At 68.5% G+C, this 12,140-nt stretch carries 13 protein-coding genes; 4 read left to right on the top strand and 9 right to left on the bottom strand.

Translation table 11 applies throughout. From position 1 onward, the window contains the following. Positions 1-95: 95 nt before the first annotated feature. The 7 genes from LV780_RS09890 to LV780_RS09860 form a co-directional block, all read right to left on the bottom strand. Positions 96-1,121 (bottom strand): threonine aldolase family protein, encoded by a 1,026-nt coding sequence (locus tag LV780_RS09890; protein WP_108220396.1) that lies wholly within the window; start codon positions 1,119-1,121, stop codon positions 96-98. Continuing rightward, positions 1,121-1,582, bottom strand: coding sequence for a YcgN family cysteine cluster protein (locus LV780_RS09885; protein WP_011909158.1), 462 nt, complete (start codon positions 1,580-1,582; stop codon positions 1,121-1,123). The genes LV780_RS09890 and LV780_RS09885 overlap by 1 nt, the downstream gene beginning before the upstream one ends. Before the next feature lie 39 nt (positions 1,583-1,621). Beyond that, positions 1,622-2,542 carry a bifunctional riboflavin kinase/FAD synthetase gene (locus LV780_RS09880; protein ID WP_011909157.1) on the bottom strand — a complete coding sequence of 307 codons (921 nt, stop codon included), beginning with the start codon at positions 2,540-2,542 and terminating at the stop codon, positions 1,622-1,624. Positions 2,543-2,569: 27 nt separating this feature from the next. Beyond that, entirely contained in the window at positions 2,570-3,013 is a 444-nt protein-coding gene (locus LV780_RS09875) for a MaoC family dehydratase (RefSeq protein WP_101341079.1), read from the bottom strand. Positions 3,014-3,226: 213 nt separating this feature from the next. Further along, positions 3,227-4,120 carry a TIGR01459 family HAD-type hydrolase gene (locus tag LV780_RS09870; protein WP_011909155.1) on the bottom strand — a complete coding sequence of 298 codons (894 nt, stop codon included), beginning with the start codon at positions 4,118-4,120 and terminating at the stop codon, positions 3,227-3,229. 131 nt (positions 4,121-4,251) lie between these two features. Further along, positions 4,252-5,169: a manganese-dependent inorganic pyrophosphatase gene (locus tag LV780_RS09865; protein WP_101341080.1), complete on the bottom strand. Its 918-nt coding sequence runs from the start codon at positions 5,167-5,169 to the stop codon at positions 4,252-4,254. A gap of 480 nt (positions 5,170-5,649) precedes the next feature. Continuing rightward, a complete protein-coding gene (locus LV780_RS09860) occupies positions 5,650-6,636 on the bottom strand; it encodes a TraB/GumN family protein (protein WP_108220397.1) in 987 nt (328 codons plus the stop codon). A 187-nt stretch (positions 6,637-6,823) separates the two neighbouring features. Here LV780_RS09860 and LV780_RS09855 point away from each other — a divergent pair, with 187 nt between their 5' ends. Both LV780_RS09855 and groL read left to right on the top strand, forming a co-directional pair. Beyond that, positions 6,824-7,111 (top strand): co-chaperone GroES, encoded by a 288-nt coding sequence (locus tag LV780_RS09855; protein ID WP_011909151.1) that lies wholly within the window; start codon positions 6,824-6,826, stop codon positions 7,109-7,111. A gap of 83 nt (positions 7,112-7,194) precedes the next feature. Further along, the gene (gene groL, locus LV780_RS09850; protein ID WP_011909150.1) at positions 7,195-8,835 is read left to right on the top strand and encodes a chaperonin GroEL; all 1,641 of its coding nucleotides are present in this window, start codon (positions 7,195-7,197) and stop codon (positions 8,833-8,835) included. A gap of 296 nt (positions 8,836-9,131) precedes the next feature. Here groL and LV780_RS09845 read toward each other — a convergent pair whose 3' ends face one another. Next, a complete protein-coding gene (locus LV780_RS09845) occupies positions 9,132-9,725 on the bottom strand; it encodes an SH3 domain-containing protein (protein ID WP_011909149.1) in 594 nt (197 codons plus the stop codon). Positions 9,726-9,823: 98 nt separating this feature from the next. Here LV780_RS09845 and LV780_RS09840 point away from each other — a divergent pair, with 98 nt between their 5' ends. Beyond that, positions 9,824-10,810 carry a 2-hydroxyacid dehydrogenase gene (locus LV780_RS09840; protein ID WP_108220398.1) on the top strand — a complete coding sequence of 329 codons (987 nt, stop codon included), beginning with the start codon at positions 9,824-9,826 and terminating at the stop codon, positions 10,808-10,810. Positions 10,811-10,850: 40 nt separating this feature from the next. Here LV780_RS09840 and LV780_RS09835 read toward each other — a convergent pair whose 3' ends face one another. Further along, positions 10,851-11,672 (bottom strand): hypothetical protein, encoded by an 822-nt coding sequence (locus LV780_RS09835; RefSeq protein ID WP_011909147.1) that lies wholly within the window; start codon positions 11,670-11,672, stop codon positions 10,851-10,853. 258 nt (positions 11,673-11,930) lie between these two features. On the opposite strand from LV780_RS09835, the gene LV780_RS09830 reads away from it, so the two are divergent. Then, a complete protein-coding gene (locus tag LV780_RS09830; RefSeq protein WP_011909146.1) occupies positions 11,931-12,104 on the top strand; it encodes a hypothetical protein in 174 nt (57 codons plus the stop codon). Positions 12,105-12,140: the final 36 nt, after the last annotated feature.

The following is a 12,140-nucleotide window of genomic DNA, read 5'->3' as shown; positions in this document are numbered from 1 at the left end:
CCCCCCCTCTAGCATCGGTCCGGGGGCTTGGAAACCGCACCGAAAGCGCCGTTCCGAATTGCCGTCCGCTCAGAACGAGAGCGGCCAGGACAGGTTCAGGCGAGGGCCGCGACGAAGGCATCGACCTCGGCGTCGGACGTGTTCCAGGAACAGACGAGCCGCACCCGCACGCGGTTCCCCTTGCCGCCCATGTCGTAGAACACGGCACCGGCGGCGCGGGCGCGGTGGGCGAGGGGCTGGGGCAGCTCGGCGAAGATCAGGTTGGCCTCGGCCGGGGCCACGAGGCGCACGTCGGGCAGGGCCGCCAGCCCCTCCGCCAGCCGGGCCGCCGCCGCATTGGCGTGGCGGGCGAGCCGCAGCCACAGCCCGTCGGCCAGACAGGCCCGCATCTGCAGCGCGAGATAGCGGTGCTTCGACATCAGATGTCCCGCACGCTTGCGCCGGATGCGCAGTTCGTCGGCCCGGGCGGGGTCGAAGACCACCACCGCCTCGACCCCCATCAGCCCGTTCTTGGTGCCACCCAGCGACAGGATGTCGATGCCCGCCCGCCAGCTCATCTCGGCCGGAGAGGCATCGGCCGCCACCAGCGCATTGGCAAAGCGCGCCCCGTCGAGGTGGCAGCCGAGGCCCCGCGTCCGCGCCACGGCGGTGAGGGCCGCGATCTCGGCCGGGCGGTACAGGGTGCCAAGCTCGGTCACATTCGTCAGCGACAGGGCGGCGGGCCGTGCCGCATGCAGATCGCCCGGTGCGAAACGGGCCAGAGCGGCGGCCAGCGTCTCGGGAGCGAGCTTGCCCTGCTCGCCGGGCAGGGTGACGAGTTTTCCTCCGCCGGAGAAGAACTCGGCGGCGTTGCACTCGTCCGCCTCGATATGGGCCTCCTCGCGGCAGAAGATCGCGCCCCAGGGCGGGCTGAGGGTGGCGAGTGCCAGCGCGTTGGCGGCCGTGCCGCTGGTGACCAGCGCGACCTCGGCCTCGGGCGCCTCGAAGAGGGTTCGGATCATGGCGGTGACCTCCGCCGTCACCGGGTCCGCACCATAGGGCATCGCCGGCCCCGGATCGGCCGCCAGCGCGGCCAGCACCTCCGGCGCGACGGCCGAGCCATTGTCCGAGGCAAAGAACATCAGGGCGTTTCCTCGATGATGTGGTCTTCCCAGTCCTCCTCCTCGACCTCGAACTCGGGCACCGTCCAGCCCTGGACCGAGGCGCCCGCGTCATGGACCGAGTTGGGGTCTCCGGTCAGCAGATGGTGCCAGCCGGGCAGGGGCTTGCCCTCGTGAAGCAGCCGGTAGGCGCAAGTGCGCGGCATCCAGTAGGCGATCTTCGGAAGCGTCGCGGGCGAGAGCTGCACGCAGTCGGGCACGAACTGGCGGCGGATCTCGTAGTTCGAGCAGCGGCAGCTGTCGCCGTCGAGAAGCCGGCAGGCGATGCGGGTGAAGGCCACCTCGCCTGTGTCCTCGAACTCGATCTTGTTCAGGCAGCACTTGCCGCAGCCGTCGCAGAGCGCCTCCCATTCGGCGGGCGTCATCCGGTCGAGGGGCACGCGCTCCCAGAATCGCGCGCGGAGGGCAGGGGGCTTGGTCATCGCCGCTAGATGCGCGCTCGCGCGCCGAAAGGGAAGGGGTCAGCTGCCGACGATGTCTCGGGCGCGCGCGCAATCGGCATCCATCTGTGCGACCAGGCCGGGCAGGTCGTCGAAGACCATCTCGGGGCGCAGATAGTCCACGAAGGCCACCGAGAGGTGCTGGCCGTAAAGATCGCCCGAGAAATCGAACAGGTGGCTTTCCAGATTGGGGCGGTTGGTGCCGAACATCGGCCGGACGCCCAGACTTGCGGCGCCGGCGTAGCTGCCCTTCTCTGGCCCGGTCAGCACGTCCACCTTCACCGCATAGACCCCGAGCCGGGGCAGATGCAGCCCGCTTACCGACATGTTGGCCGTCGGATAGCCGAGGTCGCGCCCCCGCTTGTCACCGTGCAGCACCTCTCCCTCGATCCGGTGCCAGTGGCCGAGCATGGCGGCCGCATCCCGCGGCCTGCCCTCGCTGAGCGCCGTGCGGATCGCGGTCGAGGAGATCTCGAGATGCTCGACCTTCAGCAGATCCGCGATGGTGACGTCAAAGCCGTGCCGACGCCCGAGGTCCACGAGGTCCGCGGTCGTGCCGGACCGGCCCTTGCCGAAGCAGAAGTCGGCGCCCACGACCACATGGGCCACGCCCAGACCGTTCGCCAGCACATCGCGCGCGAACTCTTCCGGCGTAAGCGCGGCAAGGTCGCGGGTGAAGGGCAGCTCGTAGAGCCGCTCGATCCCGAGCTTGGCGAGCCGGTTCGCCCGCGCCCCGGCGTTCATCAGCCGGAAGGGGGGCGCATCGGGGGCAAAGACCTCGCGCGGGTGGGGCTCGAAGGTGACGATGCCCAGGGGCCCGCGCCCGCGGGCCAGGTCGATGACATGCTGATGGCCGAGATGGACCCCGTCGAAATTGCCCATCGCGATCGAGGCGCCCCGGTCCGAAGCCTCGAGTCCTTGCCAGTGATTGTAGATGCGCATCGGTCCCCGCGGGCGGGGACCCCGCCGTCAGTCGAATTTCCGGCTCGGCGCCAGCACCAGCGCCTCGCCCTTCAGGACGGTGGTATTGCCCACCAGACAGCGGGTTTCAAGCGTAACCCGGCGCTTGGCATGGTCGATCGCGGTGACGGTCACTTCCGCAAGCACCGTGTCGCCCGGACGCACCGGGGCAAGGAACTTCAGCGACTGGCCGAGATAGACGGTGCCATGGCCCGGAAGCTGCTCGCCGATGACGGCCGAGATCAGGCCGGCGGTCAGCATCCCGTGGGCGATGCGCCCCTCGAAGATCGTGTCGCGGGCATAGTCGTCGTCGAGATGCACGGGGTTCCGGTCGGTCGAGACCTCGGCGAACAGCTCGATGTCACGATCGGTGACTTCCTTGCGGAGATGTCGGCTCATGCCGATCTCGAGGTCTTCGATGCAGATCGTCCCGCGGGGCATGTTGTCGAGCATCCTGCGAATCCCTTGACTGGTGCCGCGAACCTAGCTTCCGCTGCATTGCAGCACAAGACGCACCGGCAACATAAGTTCCGACTTGCGACTAAAGGCGCAAGAATATTGCCGCAACGTCAGGATTGCAGCCGGCTCGACGACGTCGCCGCCGCTGCACGCAAACAGGGGCCGCAGGGACACCTGCGGCCGGCGGACGCGCCGGGTGGCGTGGGTTCAGCGCAGGCGGGATATGGCGAGCGGCGGAGAAAGCTCGGCCTTGGCCAGCCAGTCATCGAGGCGGGGCTGCTCGAGCCGCTCGCCGTTCTCGCCGAAGATGTCCGCAGCGAGGCCCCCGGTGATGAAGAGCGAATCGAGCCCTTCGGCCACGGCGCCGCGGATGTCGGTCGTGATCCCGTCGCCCACGCACAGGATCTCGTCAGCGGGCACGCCGGGGCGGATCGCCTCGAGCCGGCGCCGCGCCAGATCGTAGATCGGCGGATGGGGCTTGCCGAAATAGAGGCTCTGGCCGCCCATCTCATCGTAGGCCGCGGCGATGGCGCCCGCGCAGTAGATCCGCTTGTGCCCGTAATCCACCACGATGTCGGGGTTCGCGCAGAGCAGCTTCAGCCCCTGGGTCTTGGCGTAGAGAAGGGTCGCCCGGTAGTCCTCGGGCGTCTCGGTCAGATCGTCGAAGAGGCCGGTGCAGACGATGCCCTCGGCCTCCGCAAGCGGCACCTTCACGATCGGCGCCTCGGTCGCGGCCACCTTCTGCAGGTCGGGCGAGAGTTCGGTGAAGAAGCTGTCGTCCTTCGGCGGGCCGAGGTGATGGACGCGACGCCCGACGGCCCCGGTGATCAGCGCATATTGCGCCGCATCGCCCGACGAGGTGACCTCGTCATAGCAGTCGGCGGGCACGCCCAGCGTCTCGAGCTGGCGGACGATCGAGGGCTTGGGCCGCGGCGCGTTGGTCAGCAGCACCACGGTGCCGCCCTTGGCCCGGAAGGCGCGCAAGGCCTCGACCGCCTCGCCGAACGGGCGCTTGCCATCGTGCAGGCAGCCCCAGAGGTCGCAGAAGAGGGCGCTGTAACTTGCCGATACCTCGGAGAGCGAGGCGATGATGCGGGTCATCGGAAGGCCTTTCTGATCGGCGCAATCGGCCGGTAGCGGAGGACGGACGGGGCCGACCTGCGGAAGATGGGGCGCCCCACGCCTCTGTCGAGGAGGGGCCACCGAAGCGCGTCCGGTGGCCGCCGGACGGGTCAGAGCTTGAGGACGGGGATGATCTGCTTCTTGCGGCTCATGACGCCGGGCAGCACCACCGTATCGCCGGAGACGGTCGCGCCGAAGCTCTTCTCGGCCAGCTCTTTCACGAGATTGTTCGGCACGAGCAGAGTCGCCTCTTCGCGCAGGATATCGACGATGAAGAGCACGACCTGATCGGCGCCATCCTCGGCGGCGACGCCCGGCATCGAGGCCATCAGGCTGTCCTTGCGGTCGAGCAGCACCTGCGGCGCCGTGGTTTCCAGAACCGAGATGCGGAACTGCTTGCCCTCGATCTCGTATTCCTTCGAGTCCATGCGAAGAAGCTCGGCGTCGGAGAAGGCCGAGACGTCGGACTTGGCGGCGAACAGCTCCGCCGCGAAGGCGGGGATGTCCACGCCGAGATCGGCCGCCAGCGTTTCGGCCACGGCGCGGTCATGCGGCGTCGTGGTGGGCGAGCGGAACTCCAGCGTGTCGGACAGGATGCAGGACAGCATCGCGCCCTTGATCTCGCGCGGGGCGCGGGCGAGGTCCTCGCCCATCAGATCGTGCATGATGGTCGCGGTGCAGGCCAGCGGCCGGATCGTGATGTCGATCGGAGCCTTGGTCTTGATCCCGCCGACGAGCAGGTGGTGGTCGATGATGCCCACGACCTTCGCCTCGTTGATCGAGGGGGGCAGCTCGGCCGGGTTGTTGGTGTCCACGACCACGCAGCTGTCCTCGGCGGTCACGTCCGAGATGATCTCGGGCTTGTCGAGGCCCCAGTGGCGCAGCACGAAGGCGGCCTCGGTGTTCGGCTCGCCGAGCAGGACGGGCCGGGCCGGCGTGCCTTTGACCTCCGTGAGGTACCAGGCCCAGATGATGGCCGAGCCGGTCGAGTCGGTGTCGGGGGACTTGTGGCCGAAAACCTTGATCATGATGTTTCCCGATGCGGATGAGGTTGGCGGCCTTATAGAAGCCGCGAGACCTCTTGTCACGCCCGCGGCGGGGTCTGTGCTGCGATGCGGCATGAGGGCGGGTGTCGCGCTCGCACCGCGCCGGAAGAGCGTCTGATCGTGTCCGCCGGATCGCAGGCCCCGCGGAACGGGCCGGGTCCTCCACCTGCGGCACCGCGGGTGCGACGACAGGGAAATTGTGGGCCGTCCCTGATCGGCGCATCGTCCGCGTCAGGCCGCGACTCGTGCGGCATCAGGCGGCTCGGCGCCGCGACCGCAGACCCAAGGAGCTTGCCATGCGCGACCCGCGCTCTCACCTGCCCTACGAACTCGTCCTGGCCGAGCTGAGCCGCTCGCTCAAGCCCGCGGCTGTCTTCACCAGCCTCTTCGGCGCGCCCGGCCGCGGGTGATCCCCAAGGCTGTCGGGGTGGCGCTCCGCCTGCGGCCGCCCCGACGACAGGATCAGCCGAGCGGCTCGATCCGGTAGCCCGCCCGGTCCAGCAGTTCCAGCACGCCCTCCTGCCCCGGCAGGTGCAGGGCGCCCACCGCAACCACCACCGGGCCCTTGGTCGCGGCCTCTTCGATCACCGGCAGCCAGCCGTGGTTGCGCCGGCTGATCAGCGTCTGCTCCATCCGCGCGAATTCGGCATCCGCCGCCTCGGGCGTGTAGCCGGGCATGTCGTGCGCCTCGATCCGCATGTATTCCCAGACCAGGCGCGATTGACCGGCAAAGTAGCGGTCGGCCAGCGTCACGGCGAGATCCTCGACCCGATCCTCGAGCGGCAGCGCCGTCCGAATCATGGCCAGCTGCTCTTCCGGCGTCAGTTCGGCAAAGAGGTCGAAGACCGTGTTCCAGGGCTCGAGCGACCGAACCGGCACCCCCGCATCCTCGGCCGCGCGCATGGCGAGCCTGTCGAGCCCGTCGGGGTTTTTGGCCGCCTCGACGGCGCAGGGCGGCAAGGCGAGCGTCATCGAGACATACCAGGGCTGGAACTTCGAGGCGAGCACCGGGGGAACGCCGCGGGCGCGCAGCGCGTCCGACAGGGTCTGCCATTCCTCTTCGCTCAGCACCTCGGGCAGGGTGGGCCCGTCCGAGATCATCAGAGACGGATCGCGCGCCATCGCCTCCTTCAGCCGGGCTTCCTCTTCGGGGCCCGCCTCGACCAGCAGCGCCGAGGCCTCCGCGATCAGCGGCCGCAGCCGCTCGAGACTGGCGGCGTGCCGGGGGTCCGCCAGGTGGTAGGTGCCCGCGATCACGACCTGCCGCCCGTCGCGCGTGGCGCGCCAGAAGTTGCCCGTGGCGTAGGGCTGGGCGGCGGCCTCGGCCTCGACGCGCTCGCGCGCCTCGGACGGCAGGGCCGCGATCAGGTCGGTTCCGGTGCAGGCGGCCTGCGCCGCCGGGGCCGAGAGAAGGAAGAAAACACAGAGAAACTTCGTGAGACGCGCCATGCACCTTATCCTTTGGAGGGCACGCCAAGGGTGGCACGCCGTGCCCGCCGCGCCAAGGCCGCGCGTGCATTTTGACGCATCCTCCCCGTTGACAGCCGCGTGAGCCTTTCCTATCTCTCGCGGCGTTGGCACTCGCTGATGCTGAGTGCTAACCGGATTTAACCTGGAACCTAGGGAGTGTTCTCAGATGGCTTTCAAACCGCTGCATGACCGTGTGCTGGTCCGCCGCGTCCAGAGCGACGAAAAGACCAAGGGCGGTCTGATCATCCCCGACACCGCCAAGGAAAAGCCGGCGGAAGGCGAAGTCGTGGCCTGCGGCGAAGGCGCCCGCAAGGACTCGGGCGAGCTGATCGCCATGTCGGTGAAGGCGGGCGACCGCGTGCTGTTCGGCAAATGGTCGGGCACCGAGGTCACCATCGACGGTGCGGAACTGCTCATCATGAAGGAAAGCGACATCCTCGGCATCCTCAGCTGATCCCGAGCTGACCGCGGCTTGGCCCAGGGGGCTTCGAGCCGCGTCGAGACGATCGCATCAACCAGACAAACAGGAGCAACAACATGGCTGCCAAGGACGTCAAGTTCGATACCGATGCCCGCGACCGCATGCTGCGCGGCGTGAACATCCTCGCCGATGCCGTGAAGGTCACGCTGGGCCCGAAAGGCCGCAACGTCGTGATCGACAAGTCGTTCGGCGCGCCGCGCATCACCAAGGACGGTGTGTCGGTCGCCAAGGAGATCGAACTCTCCGACAAGTTCGAGAACATGGGCGCCCAGATGGTGAAGGAAGTCGCTTCCCGCACCAACGACGAGGCGGGCGACGGCACCACCACCGCCACCGTTCTCGCCCAGGCCATCATCAAGGAAGGCCTCAAGGCCGTGGCCGCCGGCATGAACCCGATGGACCTCAAGCGCGGCATCGACCTCGCCACTGCGAAGGTCGTGGAGTCGATCAAGGCCGCCTCGCGTCCGGTCAACGACCAGCATGAAGTCGCCCAGGTCGGCACCATCTCGGCCAACGGCGAAGCCCAGATCGGCCGCTTCATCGCCGACGCGATGCAGAAGGTCGGCAACGAGGGTGTCATCACCGTCGAGGAGAACAAGGGCCTCGAGACCGAAGTCGAAGTCGTCGAAGGCATGCAGTTCGACCGCGGCTACCTCTCGCCCTACTTCGTCACCAACGCCGACAAGATGACGGCCGAGCTGGAAGACGTGTTCATCCTGCTGCACGAGAAGAAGCTCTCGTCGCTGCAGCCGATGGTCCCGCTGCTCGAGTCGGTGATTCAGGCCCAGCGTCCGCTGCTGATCGTGGCCGAGGACGTGGAAGGTGAGGCCCTCGCGACCCTCGTGGTCAACAAGCTGCGTGGCGGCCTGAAGATCGCCGCCGTCAAGGCTCCGGGCTTCGGCGATCGCCGCAAGGCCATGCTGCAGGACATCGCGATCCTGACCGGTGGTCAGGTGATCTCGGAAGACCTCGGCATGAAGCTCGAGAATGTCACCATCGACATGCTCGGCCGCGCCAAGAAGGTCTCGATCAACAAGGACAACACGACCATCGTGGACGGTGCCGGCGAAAAGGCCGAGATCGAAGCCCGCGTGTCGCAGATCCGCACCCAGATCGAAGAGACCACCTCGGACTACGACCGCGAGAAGCTGCAGGAGCGTGTGGCCAAGCTGGCGGGCGGCGTGGCCGTCATCCGCGTCGGCGGCATGACCGAAGTCGAAGTGAAAGAGCGCAAGGACCGCGTCGATGACGCCCTGAACGCGACCCGCGCGGCCGTTCAGGAAGGCATCGTGGTCGGTGGCGGCGTCGCCCTGATCCAGGCGGGCAAGGTCCTCGACGGGCTGACCGGCGAGAACCCGGACCAGAACGCCGGCATCACCATCGTGCGCCGCGCGCTGGAAGCTCCGCTGCGCCAGATCGCCCAGAACGCGGGCGTGGACGGCTCGGTCGTGGCCGGCAAGGTCCGCGAGTCCGACGACAAGGCCTTCGGCTTCAACGCCCAGACCGAAGAATATGGCGACATGTTCAAGTTCGGCGTGATCGACCCGGCCAAGGTGGTTCGCACCGCTCTGGAAGACGCGGCCTCGGTCGCCTCGCTGCTGATCACCACCGAAGCCATGATCGCCGACAAGCCCGAGCCGAAGTCGGCTCCGGCCGGCGGCATGGGCGGCATGGGCGGCATGGACGGCATGATGTAAGCCTCTGCACCGCAGAGCCGACAGGGAAGGGGGCCTTCGGGCCCCCTTTCTCATTTTGTCCGTTCCGTCTTTGGCAAAGGGGATGCGTTCTGCCTCGTGCCCACGGGACTGCGGCCGGAGCGGTCGCGGAAGCGTCGGGCCTGTGGATGTGATCCTGCTTGGCCATGCCCGCCTTGCGCCCGATCGACGGCGCGGCCATTCCCGCGCGCCATCGGGCGCTGCCGGGGAGGGCGCGTCCGAAGCCCGTCCGAGAGTCTGAGGTGCCGGCAGGTCGTCCGGCCGGATGGGCCGGGCCGTTACTCGAGGATTTCGGCCGGATCCACGCCCCAGAGCGCCGTCTTGATCACCCAGCCGCGGTTGCCCTCGGCGCTGACGCGGCACCAGTCGCGGATGCAGGACAGCAGCCGGACCACCACGCCCCGCTGGACATGGACCGTGACGGTCGATCCGCTGGCCGGATCCTCATGCAGATCCGCCATTTCGGCCACGACCATTGCGCTGCGCACCCCCGACAGCAGCGAGTAATGCACCCAGCCCCCGGCGCCCTCGAAATCCTCGACGCGGCGCCAGTGCTCGTATTCCGCCGTCACGCGGAGAGGCATTCCCGCGCGGGTGAAGACCCAGTCGATCCGATGCGTCAGGCCCGGCCCGCGGCGCGCGTTGCCTTCGGAGGTCTTCAGCGAGACATAGCGCGGCAGGGGAAGGCTCGTGACCGGGCCGACACCGGCGACCGCTGCCGCCTGGGCCGCCGAGGCGAAGCCAGCGGGATCGTCCGCGGGAACGTCGGCTTCCTGTGCCGTGGCGCCGGTGGCAAGCGCCAGCGCCAACGCGAGCGCCTTGATCATGCGTCCCATCGCTCTTTTCCGCCTTTCACGCAGCCATGCCGTCATGCCGCGCCGTCCTGCCTCTGCCGGGGCTTGTGCCGCGCCCCGCTTGGCGGCACCTTGCCACCACATGTCCGGATTTGGAAGTGCAGGGGAGACAGAGAATGCCCGTGGAACGCCTTACTGTTGTCGTCACGCGACGCCTGCCGGACGTGGTCGAGACCCGCCTGAAGGAGCTTTTCGACGTGCAGCTCCGCGACCCGGACACGAAGATGTCGCGGGATGACCTGGTCGAGGCGATGGGGCGCGCGGATGTGCTCGTGACCTGTCTCAACGACGAGATCGACGCCACCATGCTGGCGCAGGCAAGCCCCAGGCTGAAGCTGATCGCGAACTATGGCGCGGGCGTGGATCACATCGATGTGGCCACCGCCCGGCAGCGCGGCATCCTCGTCTCGAACACGCCCGATGTGGTGGCCGAGGACACGGCCGACATGACCCTGGCGCTGATCCTCGCCGTCACCCGGCGCATCCCCGAAGGGCTCGCCGAGATGCAGTCGGGCAACTGGGCGGGCTGGTCGCCGATGGCGCATCTGGGCGGACGGCTCCGGGGCCGGCGGCTCGGGATCCTCGGCATGGGGCGGATCGGGCAGGCGGTGGCGCGGCGCGCGAAGGCCTTCGGGATGCAGGTGCATTACCACAACCGCAAGCGCGTCCGCCCCGAGATCGAGGAGGAACTCGGCGCGACCTGGTGGGAAAGCCTAGACCAGATGGTCACGCGGATGGACATCATCTCGGTCAATTGCCCGCATACGCCCTCGACCTTCCATCTGCTGAACGCCCGCCGGCTGAAGTTGCTCAAGTCCACCGCGGTGATCGTGAACACCTCGCGCGGCGAGGTGATCGACGAGAACGCCCTGACGCGCGGTCTGCGCGCCGGCGAGATCGCGGGCGCCGGGCTCGACGTGTTCGAGCACGGGCACGAGATCAACCCGCGGCTGCGCGAACTGCCGAACGTGGTGCTCTTGCCGCACATGGGCTCGGCCACGCTCGAGGGACGGATCGAGATGGGCGAGAAGGTGATCCTGAACATCAAGACCTTCGCCGACGGCCACCGGCCGCCGGATCAGGTCCTGCCCTCGATGCTGTAAGGCATGGGTCGTGCCGCCCGAGCAGGCGGCACGGCTTTCCTCAGAGAGGTTCGACCAGGGCGCCCGCGGCGAGCCGCTTGGCCCAGGCATGGACGTCGTCGCCGATCCGTTCGCGCAGGTCCTTGACCTGGGCCACCAGCGCCGCGGCGGCGCGCTCGCGCATCCCGGCCACATGCGACAGGGCGGATTCGCGCACCGGGCGCCAGTCGGTCTCCTCGTCCAGCCGCAGCAGCATCTCGCCGCCGATGTCGCGCACTTCCCAGCCGAGGCCGTAGAGGTCGAAGCCGTTCGCGCCGCCGGCCTCCTGATCCTCGCGGCGCCGGATCATGTGCATCCGCACATATTCCTCCAGCGCGTTGCGCGTGCGCTGAAGGATCTCGGCCGCGATCTCGGACCAGCCGGCCGCGAGGTCCGCCTCGAGTTCGCGCCAGGGTGAGGCCGCATCGGTGCGGAAGGCGAGCGCGTCGCTGTCTGGCCAGCCTGCGATTTCGTAGGCCGAGGCGCCGATCTTCAGGCGGGCGATGGGGTCCGGCCCCTGGCGAGGGGTGTCGGCCGCCGCCACCGAAGGCGCCGCAGGCTGCGGGCGGCTCTCGGTGTCGCGGCAGAGCACCGCCAGTCCTTCGGGCGTGATGGTCGGGTGACCCTGATCGAGCGTGACGAGCCCCGCGATCTGCAGGCTCGTGCGTTCGGCAAGTGTCGGCTGCTGGCCTGCTGCCAGCCGCAAGAGGCCGGTCAGCGTATGCGAGGCAGGGGCGCTGTCATATTCGCCGATGGCCCCGACCAGGGCCAGCATGCGCTGCGCCGTGGCCTGCGGAAGCGCCGTCTCGGGGGAGATGGGGGCTGGGGCGGCGTTCTCGGTCACGGCGGGTCCTCCGTCTTGGATGCTTCAGCACGCAAACGGACAAGCCGTCGCGGGATTTAGAGCGGGCACGGCATGCCGGGCCGCGCAGGCGCAAAAAAACCTTGCGGGATCCGGCGGCGTTAAGGCCTTGGAAGGGGGCTCCATACTTATTGTTGTAAAGGGCCATCCGCCTGTTGCGGGGTCCGAAGGACGCATTTGCACTAGGTTTGAGGGCGGCCGGGATCCGTCAGCCGCCCCCACCACAAGCGAGAGACCAGCATGAGCGACAGCCTCACCCTTCGTGCCCCGCGCCACGCGATCGCCGCCACGGCCCCTGCCGAGGCGGACGAGATCGCCGATCCCGAGGGCAAGCTGCCTTCCGGCTGGTGGCTGCTGCCGGCCGTGATCTGCGGCGTCTGCATGTGGGTGGCGATCGGGATGCTCATCTTCTGACGGCGCGTCGGGGCGCCTGTGACCAGTTCAGCCTGA

It is taken from the genome of Cereibacter azotoformans, assembly GCF_021391315.1.
Classification (GTDB): Bacteria; Pseudomonadota; Alphaproteobacteria; order Rhodobacterales; family Rhodobacteraceae; genus Cereibacter_A; species Cereibacter_A azotoformans.
This window is presented reverse-complemented; position numbering and strand designations above follow the sequence as displayed.